Below are 17,044 nucleotides of genomic sequence, written 5' to 3' on the forward strand. Positions count from 1 at the left end.
GATACCTTCAGTCCCGCCGAATGCCGCAATTATCTCACCAACTCGGGGTACGGATCAATCTAATGTCATCCGACTCTAGTTCTAAGCCTTCCGTTACTGCGGCGTATCAGCCGGCGCTTCGTCCGGCACGTCGTAGGGATCGGGGATTTTCACCGGCGGCGCGCCCTTCTTGCCGGGGGTGCGCAGCCCCTCGCCATAGATGGGCACGACCGGCTCGGCGGGCGCGCGGCCGTGCAGCGCGTCGATCTCCGCCTGCCGCTGCTTCAGATACAGCGTCTTATAGACGGTATAGGGATCATCTTCCTTGCGGATCGCCTGGATCGTCTCGTCGAAAGCCGCGCGCTCGCCCAGTTGGTTGAGGATGGTGGCGGGGATCACCACCGCCGGCTTGTTGAACGGCGCGCCCACCGCCATCGGCAGGATCATCTTGTCGACCGTATCGCCGATGATGTCGCGCAGCGTGGTCGGCCCGACGATCGGCAGATACATGTAAGGCCCCGGCCCGATGCCATAATAGCCCAGCGTGTTCGCCAGACCGTTGTTGCGATAGGGCAGGTTGAACGGCTTGCGCTTGGCGACATCGACGAAGCCAAACAGGCCGAGCGTCGTGTTGATCCCGAAGCGGCCCGCCGTCTCCGCCGCCTTGCCGGGCTTGAACTGCAACAGATAGGCGGCGAACACGATCGGCTCGCCGATGTTGGAGAAGAAGTTGCGAAGCCCCTTGCGGACCGGGCGCGGCAGGCCCTTGTTATAGGCCTTGGCAACCGGCTCGACGACGGCCTTGTCGACCGACTGCACCGCCTCGAAGCTCTGGGCGTTGAGCTTTTCGAGCGGATCGCCGGGCGGCGCGCCTGCTTCGCCGGTGACGACGATGTCGCTGCCCGCTTCGGTCGGCGGCGGCAGAGCGGCGCTGGGTGTGGACGGCGGCGTCACCGTGGATACGACCGGCGGCGGCGCGCTGACATCCTGCCATTCGGCCGCCGCGTCGGCCACCGGGGCCATCGCCAGTTGCGGGGTCTGCCCGCCCATCACCATCAGTCCCGCGACTACGCCCGGAAGCAGCATAAATTCGTCCTCAAATCGGAAGGGGGCGCCCACTTTCCTGCGCGCGCGCCCTTGTCGCCTGTACGTCCCGAACGCGGTTGATCCGTGTTACCTTGGCGTTACACTCCCGGCTAGGCGCACGGCCGTCCAGCGTCAACCCCGACGCCTATCCTGCGGCGTTGATACAATTTTCTTGCAGGTGCGCGTTTGCAATTGCGAGTCGTTCGCGTTATGCGGGGTCATCCGCCCGATCAGGACCAGTTCCCGCCCTCATGCACGGCTCCGCCCCGCTTTCCCCGCCCAAGAAGAAGAAGGCCAGCGCCTTCTGGCTGAAACAGCTTCACACCTGGCATTGGGTGAGTTCGGCGATCAGCCTGATCGGGCTTCTGCTGTTTGCCTTTACCGGGATCACGCTGAACCATGCCGCCGAGATAGAAGGCGCGCCGCAGACGGTGCAGAAGGGTGCGACTCTGCCCCCTGCCATGCGCGCTTCGGTGGCGCCAGACGATGCGCCCGACGCCAAGAAGCCGCTGCCCGCCCCCGTCGCCGCCTGGGTCGAGCAGGAGATCGGCCTGTCCGGCAGGGGCGAGGCGGATTGGTCGGCGGATGAAATCTACTTGGCCCGGCCCCGCCCCGGCGGCGACGGCTGGGTCGCGATCGACCGGGCGAGCGGCGCGGTGACCAGCGAGCGCACGGATCGGGGATGGATCAGTTACCTCAACGACCTGCACAAGGGCCGCAACGCCGGCACGGTCTGGACATGGTTCATCGACATCTTCTCTTTCGCCTGCTTCCTGTTCGCGCTCACCGGCCTGCTGCTGCTCCAGCTGCACGCGAAGAAGCGCCCGTCCACCTGGCCGCTGGTCGCCGCCGGCCTCGCCATTCCGGCGATCCTCGCCGTCATCTTCATTCACTGAGGGGATTTTCCATGCAGATCGGCGCGAAGCTGATGATGACCGGAGGCGCGGCGCTGGGCGCGGGCGCGCTCGCCACGCCCGCGATCGCCCAGACGCTGGAGGTGAGCTTCACCATCCCGCGCCTGTCGGTGGCCGAATATCACCGCCCCTATGTGGCGATCTGGATTGAGAAGGAAGGGGCGCCCGCGCGCACCCTGTCGATCCTCTATGATGTGGGCAAGCGCAACAATGCCGGCGCGAAATGGGTGCGCGACGTGCGCCGCTGGTGGCGCGTGGCGGGCCGGTCTCAGGCTCTGCCAGCGGACGGCATCAGCGGCGCGACCCGCGCGCCCGGCACGCACAAGCTGAGCTTCGCGTCCGGCAAGGGCGGGATGCCGACGCTGACGCCCGGCAAATATACGCTGGTGGTCGAAGCCGCGCGCGAAGTGGGCGGCACGGAACTGGTGCGCGTGCCGCTGACCGTCAGCGGCGCGGGCGCGAAGGGCAGCGCGGCCGGATCGACCGAGCTGGGCGCGGTCTCGGCCATATTGACGCGCTGAAGGGGAACGCCATGAAGAATATTCACGCCCTCCTGATCGCAAGCGCCGCCCTGCTGGCCTCCCCCCACACAGCGCAGGCAGCGCCCCGCCCCTGGATGCTGCCGTCCGAAACCATGTTCACCGGCAACGGCAATGAATGGCTGACGGTGGACGCCGCCATTTCGACCGACCTCTTCTACTTCGACCATCCGGGGCAGGATTGGGAGCCGGTCATCACCGCCCCCGATGGGTCCACCCTCCCCGCGCAGAACCGCGCGGTGAGCAAGCTGCGCGAGACGTTCGACGTGCCGATCACGGCGAAGGGCAGCTACCGCATCGCCATCGTCAACGTGGCCGTCATCGGCAGTTATATGCTGAACGGCGAGCGCAAGATGCTGCCGCGCGGCACCACGCCGCAGACGCTGGCGAGCACTGTCCCAGCCGGCGCTACCGATGTGCAGACGGCGCAGGCCGCGACCCGGATCGAAACCTTCGTCAGCGCGGGCGAACCCAGCCTCACGGCCTTCACGACCAGCGGCAAGGGGCTGGAGATGGTCCCCGTCACCCACCCCAATGACGCGGCGGCGGGCGAGCCTTCGACCTTCCGCTTTCTGATCGACGGCAAGCCGGCGGCCAATCTGGACGTGGCGGCGGTGCCGGGCGGCGTGCGCTATCGGCGCGACCTGAAGCAGATCGATGCCCGCACCGACGCTGAGGGCAAGGTGACGCTCACATGGCCGGAGGCGGGCATGTATTGGGTGAGCCTGACCACCGCGCCGCGCCGTGGCCCGGACGAGGCGGGCGCGCCGGCGGGCGGACCGCCGCCGGCTCCGCAGGACCGCGCCACCTACGCGATGACCATCGAGGTGCAGGACTGAGCGCGCACGGCGTCCGCGTCGCCATCCCGCCCGGCCTGACGCCCGACATGCTTGCCGGGGGGCCGGGCGTGGTAGTGGCGTTCGGCGGACCGACCATGGGCACCAGCTGGTCGGCGCGCATCGTCGATCCGCCCGCCGGCTGCGTAGCCGCGATCGAGGCGGTGCTGGCGCGCGTCATCGACCAGATGAGCAATTGGGACGCGGGATCGGCGATCAGCGGCTTCAACCGCCTGCCGGTCGGGCAATGGATGGCGCTGCCGGCCGAGATGCTGGCTGTGCTGCGCGCCGGGCTGGAGATGGCGCGGCGGTCGGGGGGCGCGTTCGATCCCGCCATCGGCCGGCTGGTGGCGCAATGGGGCTTCGGCCCGCCTGATGCGCCGACGGTGGTGCGCGGGCCGGTCGCGCCATGGACGGCGGTCGATCTGGACGGCGAGCGCGCCCGCCGCACGGCTGATGTGGCGCTCGACTTTTCGGGCATCGCCAAGGGCTATGCCGTCGATGCGGTCGCGGCCGCGCTGCGAGGGTTGGGCGCAGCGCATTTCCTGGTGGAGATCGGCGGTGAACTGCGCGGCGAGGGCGTGAAGCCCGACCTCCAGCCCTGGTGGGTCGATGTCGAACCGCCGCCCGACCTCCCCGTCCCCACCTTGCGGATCGCGCTCTGCGGCCTGTCGGTCGCGACCTCGGGCGACTATCGCCGCTACCGCATGGAGGGCGACCGCCGTGTGTCGCACAGCATCGACCCGGCGCGCGGCGCGCCGATCGCGGAAGGGGTCGCGTCGGTCACGGTCCTGCATCACAGCGCGATGCTGGCCGACGCCTGGGCGACCGCGATCACCGTGCTGGGCGCGGACAAAGGCATGGCGCTGGCGACGCGCCACGGCGTGGCGGCGCGGCTGGTCCAGCGCACAGGCGGAAGCGGAGCGCAGGAATATATGACCCCCGCGCTGGCCGCGATGCTGGATTGAGCGGCTTTCAGGTGGGAGGGCTGGACCACCTCCGCAATCATCCTCCCTTGGAAGGGGAGGTGTCGCGCGCGAAGCGCGTGACGGAGGGGTGTCAGCCTATCGATAGGGCCACGCCCCTCCACCACCGCCTTCGGCGGCGGTCCCCCTCTCCTTACAGGGGAGGATGGCTAAAAACGAGCAATTGTCTCTTAGCAGCAATCGTGCGGCGATTCTGAAAGCGGCCGCGAGACCTTCAGATTCGCTCGATTGTCACGGCCGATATCGCGCGCCAAACATGCCAAAGGAGCCGGCTGACTACGGCAACACCTGAGAGCCACCAGACAATCGTGAAGATGCCTCCAAGCAGGTGACCAAAAAAAGCCAACGGGAATAACGAAACCAATATCGACTGTTGATAGATTTGCTCGATCGAACTGCTAGTGCCGCAATTAGAGACATGCAAAGCGAATGGCCCATGCGGATGCACTGTTGCATCTACTGGACACGCTCCTTGGATAAGCATTCCGATTAGCGGCGCGCCGATGGGGCTCAAGATGAGAAGTAGGCACAAGGCCGCTCTGGCAAGGTGGCCGCGAACTGTCATGGGTTTCATCCAACGCAGATCATTCCTGCGATATGATTACCGCCAGCTATCCAATATTGTCCTCTCGAACCGAACAGCTGCAATCCACCCATCGCCGTCATGCCAGCGAAGGCCGGCATCTCCCTTTTCTTCATCCTGCGCCCGAAGAAAAGAGAGATCCCAGCCTACGCTGGGATGACGCACGGACAATAGTCCACATCAGCCCTCAAAAGGCCTCCGCCGGCAGCGCCATGATGGCGCCCTCTCCCGCCTCGATCGCGGCGGCCAGCGCATGGGATTGCGGCAGCATCCGCGCGCCGTAGAAGGCGGCGACCGCGCGCTTGGCTTCGTGCAGCGGCGTGTCGCCCGGCGCGGCGGCCATGCGGGTCCACATCCACCCCATCGCCACCAGTGCGAAACAGCGCAGATAGTCGACCGCCGCCGCCCCCGCTGCGTCGGTGGCCGCGCCCTTCAACGCCTCCGTCACCCGCCGCAGCGCGACCAGCGCCTCGCCCGTCTGCCGCGCGATCGCCAGATCGCCCGCCGCCGCCAGATCGGCCTCGATCAGCGCGAACAGCCCATCGACCACCGTGCCGCCGGCCATCGGCAGCTTGCGGCCGACCAGGTCCATCGCCTGCACCCCGTTGGTGCCCTCGTAAATCTGGGCGATGCGGGCGTCGCGCACATATTGCTCCAGCCCCCATTCGCGGATGTAGCCATGGCCGCCCAGCACCTGCTGCGCCATCACCGCGCTCTCGAAGCCGAAATCGGTGAAGCCCGCCTTCACCACCGGGGTCAACAGCGCCACCAGCGCATCGGCCTTCGCCCGCTCGGCCGCGTCGGGATGATGATGCGCGCGGTCCATCTGGAGCGCGGTCCAGCCGGCGAGCGCGCGCGCCCCTTCCACGAAGGCGCGGACGGTCAGCAGCATCCGCCGCACATCGGCATGATCGATGATCGGCACCGGCCCGCGCGCGCCATCGGCGCTGCGGCCCTGCAACCGATCCTTAGCGTAGGCGCTCGCCTGCTGATAGGCCGCGCCGGCAAGCCCCAGCCCCTGGATGCCGACCATCAGCCGCTCGGCATTCATCATCGTGAACATGGCGGCAAGGCCCCGGTGCGGCTCGCCCACCAGCCATCCGGTCGCGCCGTCATAATTCATGACACAGGTCGGCTGGGCGTGGATGCCCATCTTCTTTTCGAGCGCGCCCACCGACATCGTGTTGCGCGCGCCATCGGGCAGGATTTTGGGGACGAGGAACAGGCTGATCCCCTTCACGCCGGGCGGCGCGTCGGGCAGGCGCGCGAGCACCAGATGGACGATATTGTCGGCCATGTCGTGATCGCCCGAGGAGATGAAGATCTTCTGCCCGGTCACGGCGTAACCGTCGCCCGCCGGCTCCGCCTTGGTCTTGAGCAGCGCCAGATCGGTGCCCGCGCTGCTTTCGGTCAGCGCCATGGCCCCGGTCCATTCGCCGCTCACCAGCCTGGAGAGGTAAGCGGCCTTCAATTCCTCGCTCGCATGAGCGGCGATCGCCTCCGCCGCGCCGCGCGTCAGGCCGGGGAACAGGCCGAAGGAGAGGTTGGCGGCCGAGAGCATCTCGTCCAGCCAGAGTTGCAGCAGGAAGGGCAGCCCCTGCCCGCCATGCGCCGGATCGCCCGCCAGCGCCGGCCAGCCCGCCGCGACGAATTCCCGATAGGCGTCGGCGAAGCCCGGCGGCGTCGTGACGACGCCGCCCTCCAGCCGGCTGCCCTGCTCGTCCCCCTCGCGGTTGAGCGGCGCGAGCCGTTCGGCGCAGAATTTGCCCGCCTCCTCCAGCACCGCGCCGGCAAGATCGCCATCCACCTCCAGGCCGATCTCGGCCATGGCGGCATCGAAACCCAGAACCTCCTGCATCAGGAAGCGATAATCCTCGATCGGCGGCAGATAATCTTGCATGGTTCAGGCTCCTCTCGCCAACCCATACCAAACACTTGTTACATTTTCAAGCGGAGGTGCGAGGCGCTGCGCCCATCGGTTTCGGCGACGCTTGCCCTTGCCGCTCCCCTCCCCTAAAGCGCCTGTTCATGCCCGGCATCTTCAATCCCGACGCGACGCCCGAACTGACCGGGCGAGCGCTGTTCCCGCATCGCCATCTGCTCTCCATCGCTGACCTCAAACCCTGGGAAATCCGATTCCTGCTGGATGAGGCGGAGCATTGGGCGCAGGCGAACCAGGGGCGCGCGCGGAAGCATGACGACCGCCTTGCCGGGATGACCCAGATCAACGCCTTTTTCGAGAACAGCACGCGCACCCTGCTGTCGTTCGAGATTGCGGGGAAGCGGCTGGGCGCGGACGTGGTCAACATGGCGGCGGCGACATCCAGCGTGAAGAAGGGCGAAACGCTGATCGACACGGCGATGACGCTCAATGCCATGGCCGCCGACGTAATCGTCATCCGCCATGCGAGTTCGGGCGCGGTGGCGCTGATCGCGGACAAGGTGGACTGCCCGGTGCTGAATGGCGGCGACGGGTGGCACCAGCATCCGACGCAAGCGCTGCTCGACGCGCTGACGATCCGCCGGCGCAAGGGCGGGTTCGAAGGCCTGGTGGTGGCGATCTGCGGCGATGTGCTGCACAGCCGGGTCGCGCGCTCCAACATGCTGTGCCTTGCCGCGCTGGGCGCGCAGGTGCGCGCGGTCGCGCCGCCGACGCTGCTGCCGCCGGAGGTCGAGATGCTGGGCGCGACGCCCTTCACCGACATGGACGCCGGGTTGGACGGGGCGGACGTGGTGATGATGCTGCGGCTCCAGAATGAACGGATGGACGGGGCGTTCATCCCGTCCGCCCGCGAATATCATGCGCTTTACGGCCTGACGCCCGAGCGGCTGGGGCAAGCGAAGCCCGACGCGCTGGTCATGCATCCGGGACCGATGAACCGGGGGGTGGAGATCAGCAGCGCGGTCGCGGACCATCCCGAGCGCTCCGCGATCACCGAGCAGGTGGCGATGGGCGTCGCGGTGCGGATGGCGTGCCTGGACGTGCTGACGCGCGCGGCGCGGGGCGTGGAGGGATGGGCGTGAAGACAGCCTTCCACAATGTCATCCCCGCGGAAGCGGGGACCCATTTCCCGACCTTTCGTCCGGGCGCAGCGCCGGAGATGGGTTCCCGCTTTCGCGGGAATGACGAGATATTCTGGGGTGGGAGTGCGGGGGCATGAGCCGGATCGCCATCGTCGACGGCCTGCTCGCCGATCCCGCAGGTGACGCCCCTGCTCCCGGCGCCGTCCTGATCGAGGGCGACCGGATCGTCGCGGCGGGCGCGGTGGATGTGCCGGCCAACGCCGAACGGATCGACGCCAGGGGGCTGGTCGTAGCCCCCGGCCTCATTGACCTGGGCGTGTTCGCGACCGACAAGCCGGCCTTTCATTTCGGCGGCATCACGCGCGCGGCGCTGATGCCCGACCAGCGCGCGCCTCTGGACGATGTCGGCCTGATCCGGCAGGCGACGCGGGCGGGGAAGCCCGACTTCTGGGTACATCCGATCGCGGCGGCCACGCGGGGCCTGGCGGGCGGGGAACTGGCCGAGATCGGCCTGATGAAGCAGGCTGGCGCGAAGGCGGTCGGCACCGGGCGGCAATGGATCGCCGATTCGGGCGTGATGCTGCGCGTCCTCGCCTATGCCAGCGGGCTTGGCCTCACCGTCATTTCCCATGCCGAAGATGGCGGGCTGACGGCCAAGGCGGTGGCGACCAGCGGCGAGACGGCGACCCGGCTCGGCCTGCCGCACGCACCGGCCTGCGCCGAGGCGATGGCCATCGCACGCGACCTGATGCTGGTGCGGCAGACAGGCGCGGCGGTCCATTTCCGGCTGGTGACGACGCGCGCCGGCTTCGACCTTATCCGCGCGGCGAAGGCAGAGGGGCTGAAGGTGACGTGCGGGATCAGCCCGGCCTATCTGTTCCTGAACGACCAGGCGGTGACCGATTTCCGCACTTTTGCTCGCCTCTCTCCGCCGCTGCGGCATGAGGATGACCGGCTGGCGAGCCTGGCCGCCGTGACGGACGGGACAGTGGATGTCATCACGTCCAGCCACGATCCGCGCGGGCCGGAGGACAAGCGCCTGCCCTTCGCCGATGCGGCGCCGGGCATGGCGGGGGCCGAAACGCTGCTGGCGCTTTCGCTCAACCTGGTGCGGGACGGGCATGTGTCGATGGGGCGGCTCATGACCCTGCTCGCGGCCAACCCGGCGCGGATATTGGGCGTGGACGCCGGGCATTTCGGCAGCGGCAGCGCGGCCGACCTGATCTTCATCGATCCCGACGCGCCCTGGATCGTGGACCGCGCGAAGATGGCGGCGGCGGCGGGCAATACGCCGTTCGACCGGCTGCCGGTGCAAGGCCGGGTGCGGCGGGTGATGAAGGGCGGCGCGTTCCTCTGAACGCTTACCGGTTGGCGCGGTAGCCCACGAGCAGGCCGAAGCTGAAGGTCGCGAGCAGCGCCAGCTGCACCTTGCCATGCGGATCGTCATAGCCGACGATCTGCTGCCCCCAGGCGAACAGTCCGACAAACATCGCAAGCGCAAGGCCACTCATAACTCTTGCCCCATTTCCCCGCCGTAACGATAGCGCAACGGTTCCTAACGAAAGGATAATGGCTTGCCTCCGCCCTGCGGCGCGCCTAGGGGGTGCGGCGAAGCCGGTCGCCGCGTGGACGCGCGCGCGACGCCCATGCCCAAGGAGCCAAGCGTCCCATGAAAGCCCGCATTTTCGTGACATTGAAGGGCGGCGTGCTCGACCCGCAGGGCAAGGCGATTCACCATGCGCTCGAAGGGCTGGGCTTCGCCGGGGTCAATGACGTGCGCGCGGGCAAGCTCATCGAACTGGATGTCGCCGACGACACCAGCGACGCGGACCTGGACGCGATGTGCCGCAAGCTGCTGGCGAACACGGTGATCGAGAATTATCGCATCGAAAAGGCGGGCTGAGGCGATGAAGAGCGCCGTCATCGTCTTTCCGGGCAGCAATTGCGACCGCGACCTGGCGGTGGCGTTCGCGGCCGCGACCGGCGCGAAGCCGGCCATGATCTGGCACCGCGAAACCGAATTGCCCGCCGACATCGACCTGATCGGCGTGCCGGGCGGCTTTTCCTATGGCGACTATCTGCGGTCGGGCGCGATGGCGGCGCGATCGCCGGTGATGCAGGCGGTGGCGCAAGCGGCCGAGCGCGGCGCGTTCGTGCTGGGCGTGTGCAACGGGTTTCAGGTGCTGACCGAAAGCGGGCTGCTGCCCGGCGCGCTGCTGCGCAATGCGGGTGGGCATTTCGTGTGCCGCGACGTCGCGCTGACGGTCGAGAACGCGCAGAGCGCCTTCACCAGCCGCTATGCGGCGGGCGAGAGCGTGACCTATCCGGTCGCGCATCATGACGGCAATTATTTCGCCGACGACGCGACGCTCGACCGGCTGGAGGGCGAAGGCCGGGTGGCGCTGCGCTACGCGGAGAGCGTCAACGGGTCGGCGCGGAACATCGCGGGGATATTGAACGACGCTGGCAACGTGCTCGGCATGATGCCCCACCCCGAACGCGTGATCGAACCGGCGCACGGCCGCACCGACGGCAAGCGGTTGTTCGAGGGACTGGTCGAAGGGCTGATGGCGCGGGCCTGAGGGCTGGCGCCGCCTGTAATGCCGGGCTCGTCATCCCGGCGAAGGCCGGGATAGGTTTTCCACGCCCGGCATGACGAAAAGGGGTCGCGAACGATCCGTCTGCGACCTCGGCGCCTCTGCGCGAAAATTGATCGGTTCACGCGGAGGCGCGGGGCCGCAGAGAGATGACGCGCACTCTCCGCGGCCCCCGCGCCTCCGCGCGCCAAAAATTGACTGCCTTGGGCCCTTCGCGATGCCTCAATCCAGATTCGGCCTTAGATAGCGCTCCGCCGTCTCCAGATCGATGCCGCGCCGGCCCGCATAATCCTCCATCTGGTCGCGCCCCACCCGCGCGACGCCGAAATATTCGGCCTGGGCGTGGCCGAAATAGAAGCCGCTGACCGCCGCCGTCGGCAGCATCGCGAAGCTCTCCGTCAGGGTGATGCCCGTTGCATGATGCGCGTCGAGCATGTCGAACAGCAGCGGTTTCAGGCTGTGTTCGGGGCAGGCGGGATAGCCCGGCGCGGGGCGGATGCCGCGATATTGTTCCTTGATGAGCGCTTCGTTGGTCAGCTGCTCGCCCTCCGCATAGCCCCAGAGCGCCGTGCGGACATAATGGTGGAGCCGCTCGGCGAAGGCTTCGGCCAGACGGTCGGCGAGCGCCTTCAGAAGTATGTCCGAATAGTCATCGATCGATGCCTTGAATCGCGCCAGATGCGGCTCGATGCCGTGGATCGACACGGCAAAGCCGCCCATCCAGTCGCCATTGGGGCTGATGAAGTCGGCGAGGCACATGTTCGCCCGCCCTTCCCGCTTGGCGATCTGCTGGCGCAGCATGGGCAGGCGCACATGCTTTTCATCCTCGACATGGACGATGATGTCGTCGCCCACCCGGCGGCAGGGCCACAGGCCGCAAACGCCGCGCGCTGTCAGCCATTTTTCGCCGACGATGCGGTCGAGCATCTTCTGTGCATCGGCAAACAGGCTGCGCGCGCTTTCGCCGACGATCTCGTCGTCCAGGATCGCGGGATAGTTGCCCGCCAACTCCCACGCGCGGAAGAAGGGCGTCCAATCGATATATTTGACGATGTCGGTCAGTTCCCAGTCGGGGAAGCGATGGACGCCGGGCAGGCGCGGACGCGGGGCCTTGAGGCTTTCGTCCATTTCGAACGCATTGGCGCGGGCGTCCTCGATGGACAGGAGCTGGCTCTGCCCCTTGCCCTCGCGCGCGGCGCGGACGTGGGCGTAATCGTCCTTCGTCTTCTGGACGAATTCGTCCTTCTGGGTCTCGGACACGAGCGCGGTGGCGACGCCGACGGCGCGGCTGGCGTCGAGCACATGGACGACCGGGCCGGCGAAGGCCGGGTCGATGCGGAGCGCGGTGTGCACCTTCGACGTGGTCGCCCCGCCGATCAGCAGCGGCATCGTCATGTTGGCGCGCTGCATTTCCGCCGCCACCGTCACCATCTCGTCAAGGCTGGGAGTAATGAGGCCGGAGAGGCCGATCATGTCGGCGTCATTCTCGTTCGCGGCCTTGATGATGTCCTGCCAGGGGACCATCACGCCCATGTCGATGACGTCGAAGCCGTTGCACTGGAGCACGACGCCGACGATATTCTTGCCAATGTCATGGACGTCGCCCTTGACCGTGGCCATGACGATCTTGCCCTTGCCCTTCGCGCCCGGCTCCTTCGCCGCCTCGATGAAGGGGAGGAGGTGGGCGACCGCCTTCTTCATGACGCGGGCGGATTTCACGACCTGCGGCAGGAACATCTTGCCCGCGCCGAACAGGTCGCCGACGACGTTCATGCCGTCCATCAGCGGGCCTTCGATCACCTCGATGGGCTTGGCGGCGCTTAGGCGGGCTTCCTCCGTATCCTCGACCACATACATGTCGATGCCCTTGACCAGCGCATGTTCCAGCCGCTTGGCGACGGGCCAGCCGCGCCATTCCTGCGCGGCCATTTCCGAGGCGGCGTCCTTGCCCTTGTAGCTTTCGGCGAGCGCGACGAGGCGGTCGCCGGCTTCGGGATCGGTGTTGAGGAGCACGTCCTCGCACGCCTTGCGCAGCGCGGGGTCGATCGCGTCATAGACGTCGAGCTGCCCCGCATTGACGATCGCCATGTCGAGGCCGGCGGGGATGGCGTGATAAAGGAACACGCTGTGCATCGCCCGGCGCACGGGTTCGTTGCCGCGGAAGGAGAAGGAGAAGTTGGAGAGGCCGCCCGAGATATGGACGTGGGGGCAGCGCGCCTTGATCTCCTTGCACGCCTCGATGAAGTCGACGCCGTAATTATTATGCTCCTCGATCCCTGTCGCGACCGCGAAGATATTGGGATCGAAGATGATGTCTTCCGGCGGGAAGCCGATGGTCATCAGCAGCTTGTAGGCGCGCTCGCAGATTTCGACCTTGCGCGCTTTCGTGTCCGCCTGGCCGGTCTCGTCGAAGGCCATGACGACCACCGCCGCGCCATAGGCCATGCAGAGGCCGGCATGGTGGAGAAAGGCTTCCTCGCCCTCCTTCATGCTGATGGAATTGACGACCGGCTTGCCGCTGACGCACTTCAGGCCCGCCTCGATCACTTCCCACTTCGAGCTGTCGATCATGACGGGGACGCGACTGATGTCCGGCTCCGACGTCATGAGCTTGAGGAAGGTGGTCATCGCCTCGACCGCGTCGAGCAAGCCTTCGTCCATGTTCACGTCGACGATCTGCGCGCCGTTCTCCACCTGCTCGCGCGCGATGTCGATCGCGGCGGCATAGTCGCCCGCCATGATGAGCTTCTTGAACTTGGCCGATCCGGTGACGTTCGTGCGTTCACCGATGTTGACGAAGGTGGCGGTGGTCTGGGTCATTCTGAACAAAATCCGTTCGCTTCGAGCTTGTCGAGAAGCCTGTCTCGCCTGTCGAGAGAAGTAGCGCGCCCGGTTCCCGACAAGCTCGAACCGAACGGAGGGAGTGCTATGCCGCGATGTGCATCGGTTCGAGGCCGGCCAAGCGCGTCACGACCGGCAGTTCGGGAACCACGCGCGGTTTTTCGCCCGCCAGCGCCCGCGCCACCGCGCCGATGTGCGCGGGCGTCGTGCCGCAGCAGCCACCGACCATGTTGACGAGCCCCTCGTCCACCCAGTCGCGGATCAGCTTCGCGGTGGTGTCGGGCAGTTCATCATATTGGCCGAGTTCGTTGGGCAGGCCAGCATTGGGATAGGCCAGGATCAGCGTGTCGGCGTTCTTGGCCAACTCGCTGAGATAAGGCCGCAGCAGGTCCGCGCCGAACGCGCAATTGACGCCGATGGTGAGCGGCTTGAGATGACGCAGCGAATACCAGAAGGCGTTGATCGTGTGGCCCGACAGGTTGCGGCCCGACATGTCGGTGATGGTGAAGCTGAGCATCAGCGGCACGGGGCGGCCCGCCGCCGCCTCCGCCTCGCGCGCGGCCATGCCGGCCGCCTTGGCGTTGAGCGTGTCGAAGCAGGTCTCCACCAGCAGGAAATCCACGCCCCCGGCAATAAGCGCGTCGCACTGTTCGCGATAATCGGCCTTCAGCGTATCATAGTCGACCTCGCGATAGGCGGGATCATTGACGTCGGGCGAGATGCTGAGCGTCTTGTTCGTCGGGCCGATGGAGCCGGCGACGAAGCGCGGCTTGCCGTCCTTCGCGGTCGCCTTCTCGCAGGCCGAGCGGGCGAGCTTCGCCGCCGCGACGTTGATGTCCCAGACGAGATGCTCGCAGCCATAATCGGCCATCGCGATCTTGGTCGAGGAGAAGGTGTTGGTTTCCACCATGTCCGCGCCCGCCTCCAGATAGGCGGCGTGGATGCCCTCCACGATGTCGGGGCGAGTGAGGCAGAGAAGGTCGTTATTGCCCTTCTGATCCTTGGCGAGGTCCAGGTTGCCGCGATAATCGGCTTCAGTCAGGCCATGCTTCTGAATCGAGGTGCCATATCCGCCGTCGAAGATCAGGATCTTCTGCGCGGCGAGGGCACGGAATTGTTGTTCGGCGGTCATCATCTCGTCCCCGCTTTTAAAAAAATCCGTTCGTGCTGAGTAGAGGCTGAGCTTGTCGAAGCCTCGTATCGAAGCATCCTTCGATACGCCATTTCGCCTTCGCTCAATGGCTACTCAGGACGAACGGCTGATGAAATTCATCACGCCGCCATCTCGGCTTTCACCTTCGGCCTCAACCCCAGCAGGTGGCAGATCGCATAGCTGAGTTCCGCCCGGTTGAGCGTGTAGAAGTGAAAATCGCGCACGCCGCCTTCGTAGAGCTTGCGGCACAGCTCCGCCGCGATGGTGGCGGAGACGAGCTGGCGCGCGGCGGGCAGGTCGTCCAGCCCTTCGAACAGCCGGCCCATCCAGTCGGGCACCGCCGTGTTGCACATGGCGGACATGCGCTGGATCGCGGCGAAATTGCTGACCGGCATGATGCCGGGCACGATGTCGGCATCAATCCCCTGCCCCCGCGCGGTGTCGAGGAAGCGGAAATAGGTGTCGGGCTCGAAGAAGAATTGCGTGATCGCCCGGGTCGCCCCGGCGTCGATCTTGCGCTTGAGATTATCAAGGTCGCTCTGCGCGCTCGCCGCGTCGGGATGGGTTTCGGGATAGGCCGACACGCTGATTTCGAAGGCATGGCGCTTCATCAGTCCCTCGACCAGCTCGGCCGCGCCCTTATATCCCTCCGGATGCGGCTCGAACCGGCCGCCGGCCTCGGGCGGATCGCCGCGCAGCGCGACGATATGGCGCACCCCCGCCTCCCAATAGGCGTCGGCGATCTCGTCGATCTCGCTCTTGCTCGCGGCCACGCAAGTCAGGTGCGCGGCGGCGGCGAGCGGGGTTTCACGCGCGATGCGGGCGACGGTCGCATGCGTCCGTTCGCGCGTCGATCCGCCCGCGCCGTAGGTCACGGACACGAATTTGGGCGCGAGCGGCGTCAGCGTCTCGATCGACGACCAGAGCTGCGCTTCCATCTTCTCGGTCTTGGGCGGGAAGAATTCGAAGCTCACCTGGGCGTCGCCGGCCAGGTCCGCGTAGAGGGGCTGGGTGACTTCTTGCAGCGTCATGCGGATTTCCGTTCGTGAAGGGGCAGCACCCGCGCGCCCGTGCGCCGGCCGAGCCAGAGTTTGACGGTCAGCTGATCGCCGGGCAGGCTTTCCACACGGTCGAGTGCCAGCCCCGCGTCGGCGAACCAGCCGGCGATCTGATCGTCGGTAAAGCCAAGGCGCGCATGCTGGTCGCGGGCGCGCAGTTCCTCGCGCTCATGCGCGGCGAAGTCGGCGATCAGCAGCCGGCCCTCGGGGGTCAGCACCCGCGCCGCCTCCGCGATCGCCGCCTCGGGCGCCTGGGCATAATGCAGCACCTGATGCAGCAGCACCGTATCGACGCTGGCGGCATCGAGCGGCACGTCGAGGAAATCGCCGAGCAGCAGCGCATATTTGTCGCCCGCATCCTGCGGCAGCTTGGCGCGGGCGAGGCGGAGCATGTCGGGGCTGCGATCGAGCGCGGTCACCTGATCGGCGGCGCGCCCGAACAGTTCGATCATACGGCCCGTGCCAGTGCCGATGTCGAGCAGATGGCCGATCGGCCGCTTGTCCAGCAGCGCGGTCATCGCCGCCTCTACTTCCGCTTCGGCGACATGGAGCGATCGGATCGCGTCCCATTGTTCGGCATGTTCGGCGAAATAGGCTTCGGCGGCGCGCGCCCGGTCGGCGCGCACGGCGGCGAGCCGGGCCAGGTCCGCTGCCTGCCACAATTTCTCGCCCTCGGACGGGGCAAGCTGGTCGAACAGGGCCAAGAACGGCGCGACGCCGGGCGTGCGCGGCAGGCGCAGGAACACCCAATTGCCCTCCTTGCGCCGTTCCACGAGGCCGGCTTCGGCAAGGATACGGACATGGCGGGATACGCGCGGCTGGCTCTGCCCCACGACCTGCGCGATCTCGCCCACGGCCAGTTCCATCGCGCGCAGCAGATGAACGATGCGCAGCCGCGTCGGGTCTCCCAGAGCCCGGAACATGTCGAGTGCCGCGATCATGGGACATGCATATAAAGAAATCTTTATATACGTCAATGGGCGGCATCGCTCCTGGCCTGCACTTGGCAGGGCGGCCCCGATCCTGCCGGGCATAGGAATGGGATTGCCTTGCCCTTCACAAAGCATTACGAATCGAGACGCAGGCGCAATGGGGGGTGAGCTTTTCTCCGAGAGTTGTCTGCGGTTTTTTTATTCTCAGAGAGGGGTTGTTGCCCATGACCAAGTCGATTGCTCTTTCGCTCGTTCTCGCTGCTTCGCTCGGCCTCGCTGCCTGCACCGGCGGCTCGGAAAACGCCGCCAACAACGCCGCCAACGCGGCGGAGAACGCGTCGAACGCGGCCGACAATGCCATGAATGCAGCGCTGAACGCCGCCGACAACGCCGCGAACGCCGCGTCGAACGCGACCAACAACGCCGCGAACGCGATGTAAGATTCGCCCCAGGGGCTTGAAGTTTCGTAGAAAGGGGTCGCTCCGGCAAACGGTGCGGCCCCTTTCTCGTTCGCGG

At 66.8% G+C, this 17,044-nt stretch carries 16 protein-coding genes; 9 read left to right on the forward strand and 7 right to left on the reverse strand.

From position 1 onward, the window contains the following. Nucleotides 1-93: 93 nt before the first annotated feature. The gene (locus tag ACETPF_RS04335) at nt 94-1,065 is read right to left on the reverse strand and encodes an MlaA family lipoprotein (RefSeq protein WP_373933074.1); all 972 of its coding nucleotides are present in this window, start codon (nt 1,063-1,065) and stop codon (nt 94-96) included. Nucleotides 1,066-1,316: 251 nt separating this feature from the next. On the opposite strand from ACETPF_RS04335, the gene ACETPF_RS04340 reads away from it, so the two are divergent. The 4 genes from ACETPF_RS04340 (at nt 1,317) to ACETPF_RS04355 (ending at nt 4,322) form a co-directional block, all read left to right on the forward strand. Beyond that, the gene (locus tag ACETPF_RS04340) at nt 1,317-1,961 is read left to right on the forward strand and encodes a PepSY-associated TM helix domain-containing protein (RefSeq protein ID WP_373933075.1); all 645 of its coding nucleotides are present in this window, start codon (nt 1,317-1,319) and stop codon (nt 1,959-1,961) included. An 11-nt stretch (nt 1,962-1,972) separates the two neighbouring features. Beyond that, on the forward strand, nt 1,973-2,500 hold the full coding sequence (locus ACETPF_RS04345) for a DUF2271 domain-containing protein (protein ID WP_373933076.1): 528 nt from the start codon (nt 1,973-1,975) through the stop codon (nt 2,498-2,500). Between the two features lie 11 nt (nt 2,501-2,511). Further along, entirely contained in the window at nt 2,512-3,357 is an 846-nt protein-coding gene (locus ACETPF_RS04350) for a DUF4198 domain-containing protein (protein WP_373933077.1), read from the forward strand. Between the two features lie 95 nt (nt 3,358-3,452). Further along, on the forward strand, nt 3,453-4,322 hold the full coding sequence (locus tag ACETPF_RS04355; protein WP_373933510.1) for an FAD:protein FMN transferase: 870 nt from the start codon (nt 3,453-3,455) through the stop codon (nt 4,320-4,322). Nucleotides 4,323-5,110: 788 nt separating this feature from the next. On the opposite strand, the gene ACETPF_RS04360 is transcribed toward ACETPF_RS04355, so the two are convergent. Next, entirely contained in the window at nt 5,111-6,823 is a 1,713-nt protein-coding gene (locus tag ACETPF_RS04360; RefSeq protein WP_373933078.1) for an acyl-CoA dehydrogenase family protein, read from the reverse strand. A gap of 128 nt (nt 6,824-6,951) precedes the next feature. Here ACETPF_RS04360 and ACETPF_RS04365 point away from each other — a divergent pair, with 128 nt between their 5' ends. Together ACETPF_RS04365 and ACETPF_RS04370 are read left to right on the forward strand one after the other, a co-directional pair. Then, the gene (locus ACETPF_RS04365; RefSeq protein ID WP_373933079.1) at nt 6,952-7,947 is read left to right on the forward strand and encodes an aspartate carbamoyltransferase catalytic subunit; all 996 of its coding nucleotides are present in this window, start codon (nt 6,952-6,954) and stop codon (nt 7,945-7,947) included. A 133-nt stretch (nt 7,948-8,080) separates the two neighbouring features. Further along, the gene (locus tag ACETPF_RS04370; protein WP_373933080.1) at nt 8,081-9,304 is read left to right on the forward strand and encodes a dihydroorotase; all 1,224 of its coding nucleotides are present in this window, start codon (nt 8,081-8,083) and stop codon (nt 9,302-9,304) included. A 4-nt stretch (nt 9,305-9,308) separates the two neighbouring features. Here the strand turns inward: ACETPF_RS04370 and ACETPF_RS04375 are convergent, their stop codons facing one another. Beyond that, entirely contained in the window at nt 9,309-9,437 is a 129-nt protein-coding gene (locus ACETPF_RS04375) for a hypothetical protein (RefSeq protein ID WP_373933535.1), read from the reverse strand. A 179-nt stretch (nt 9,438-9,616) separates the two neighbouring features. On the opposite strand from ACETPF_RS04375, the gene purS reads away from it, so the two are divergent. Both purS and purQ read left to right on the forward strand, forming a co-directional pair. After that, nucleotides 9,617-9,850, forward strand: coding sequence for a phosphoribosylformylglycinamidine synthase subunit PurS (purS, locus tag ACETPF_RS04380; RefSeq protein ID WP_328281545.1), 234 nt, complete (start codon nt 9,617-9,619; stop codon nt 9,848-9,850). Between the two features lie 4 nt (nt 9,851-9,854). Next, on the forward strand, nt 9,855-10,529 hold the full coding sequence (purQ, locus tag ACETPF_RS04385; RefSeq protein ID WP_373933081.1) for a phosphoribosylformylglycinamidine synthase subunit PurQ: 675 nt from the start codon (nt 9,855-9,857) through the stop codon (nt 10,527-10,529). Between the two features lie 237 nt (nt 10,530-10,766). Here the strand turns inward: purQ and metH are convergent, their stop codons facing one another. The 4 genes from metH to ACETPF_RS04405 all read right to left on the reverse strand — a co-directional run bounded on the left by metH (nt 10,767) and on the right by ACETPF_RS04405 (nt 16,537). Then, nucleotides 10,767-13,364: a methionine synthase gene (gene metH / locus ACETPF_RS04390; protein ID WP_373933083.1), complete on the reverse strand. Its 2,598-nt coding sequence runs from the start codon at nt 13,362-13,364 to the stop codon at nt 10,767-10,769. A 106-nt stretch (nt 13,365-13,470) separates the two neighbouring features. Further along, a complete protein-coding gene (locus ACETPF_RS04395) occupies nt 13,471-14,517 on the reverse strand; it encodes a homocysteine S-methyltransferase family protein (protein ID WP_373933085.1) in 1,047 nt (348 codons plus the stop codon). Between the two features lie 140 nt (nt 14,518-14,657). Beyond that, the gene (metF, locus tag ACETPF_RS04400) at nt 14,658-15,569 is read right to left on the reverse strand and encodes a methylenetetrahydrofolate reductase (RefSeq protein ID WP_373933086.1); all 912 of its coding nucleotides are present in this window, start codon (nt 15,567-15,569) and stop codon (nt 14,658-14,660) included. Next, nucleotides 15,566-16,537 (reverse strand): ArsR/SmtB family transcription factor, encoded by a 972-nt coding sequence (locus ACETPF_RS04405; protein ID WP_373933087.1) that lies wholly within the window; start codon nt 16,535-16,537, stop codon nt 15,566-15,568. The genes metF and ACETPF_RS04405 overlap by 4 nt, the downstream gene beginning before the upstream one ends. Nucleotides 16,538-16,752: 215 nt before the next feature. On the opposite strand from ACETPF_RS04405, the gene ACETPF_RS04410 reads away from it, so the two are divergent. Further along, the gene (locus ACETPF_RS04410) at nt 16,753-16,968 is read left to right on the forward strand and encodes a circumsporozoite protein (protein ID WP_373933512.1); all 216 of its coding nucleotides are present in this window, start codon (nt 16,753-16,755) and stop codon (nt 16,966-16,968) included. Nucleotides 16,969-17,044: the final 76 nt, after the last annotated feature.

The sequence above is a fragment of the Sphingobium agrisoli genome (genome assembly GCF_041877245.1).
In the GTDB taxonomy this organism is placed as follows: Bacteria; Pseudomonadota; Alphaproteobacteria; order Sphingomonadales; family Sphingomonadaceae; genus Sphingobium.

What these genes read in the sequence shown, in the direction of transcription:
- ACETPF_RS04335 (WP_373933074.1), bottom strand. Translation starts at nt 1,065, where the DNA reads ATGCTGCTTCCGGGCGTAGTCGCGGGACTGATGGTGATGGGCGGGCAG.
- ACETPF_RS04340 (WP_373933075.1), top strand. Translation starts at nt 1,317, where the DNA reads ATGCACGGCTCCGCCCCGCTTTCCCCGCCCAAGAAGAAGAAGGCCAGC.
- ACETPF_RS04345 (WP_373933076.1), top strand. Translation starts at nt 1,973, where the DNA reads ATGCAGATCGGCGCGAAGCTGATGATGACCGGAGGCGCGGCGCTGGGC.
- ACETPF_RS04350 (WP_373933077.1), top strand. Translation starts at nt 2,512, where the DNA reads ATGAAGAATATTCACGCCCTCCTGATCGCAAGCGCCGCCCTGCTGGCC.
- ACETPF_RS04355 (WP_373933510.1), top strand. Translation starts at nt 3,453, where the DNA reads ATGGGCACCAGCTGGTCGGCGCGCATCGTCGATCCGCCCGCCGGCTGC.
- ACETPF_RS04360 (WP_373933078.1), bottom strand. Translation starts at nt 6,823, where the DNA reads ATGCAAGATTATCTGCCGCCGATCGAGGATTATCGCTTCCTGATGCAG.
- ACETPF_RS04365 (WP_373933079.1), top strand. Translation starts at nt 6,952, where the DNA reads ATGCCCGGCATCTTCAATCCCGACGCGACGCCCGAACTGACCGGGCGA.
- ACETPF_RS04370 (WP_373933080.1), top strand. Translation starts at nt 8,081, where the DNA reads ATGAGCCGGATCGCCATCGTCGACGGCCTGCTCGCCGATCCCGCAGGT.
- ACETPF_RS04375 (WP_373933535.1), bottom strand. Translation starts at nt 9,437, where the DNA reads ATGTTTGTCGGACTGTTCGCCTGGGGGCAGCAGATCGTCGGCTATGAC.
- purS (WP_328281545.1), top strand. Translation starts at nt 9,617, where the DNA reads ATGAAAGCCCGCATTTTCGTGACATTGAAGGGCGGCGTGCTCGACCCG.
- purQ (WP_373933081.1), top strand. Translation starts at nt 9,855, where the DNA reads ATGAAGAGCGCCGTCATCGTCTTTCCGGGCAGCAATTGCGACCGCGAC.
- metH (WP_373933083.1), bottom strand. Translation starts at nt 13,364, where the DNA reads ATGACCCAGACCACCGCCACCTTCGTCAACATCGGTGAACGCACGAAC.
- ACETPF_RS04395 (WP_373933085.1), bottom strand. Translation starts at nt 14,517, where the DNA reads ATGACCGCCGAACAACAATTCCGTGCCCTCGCCGCGCAGAAGATCCTG.
- metF (WP_373933086.1), bottom strand. Translation starts at nt 15,569, where the DNA reads ATGACGCTGCAAGAAGTCACCCAGCCCCTCTACGCGGACCTGGCCGGC.
- ACETPF_RS04405 (WP_373933087.1), bottom strand. Translation starts at nt 16,537, where the DNA reads ATGATCGCGGCACTCGACATGTTCCGGGCTCTGGGAGACCCGACGCGG.
- ACETPF_RS04410 (WP_373933512.1), top strand. Translation starts at nt 16,753, where the DNA reads ATGACCAAGTCGATTGCTCTTTCGCTCGTTCTCGCTGCTTCGCTCGGC.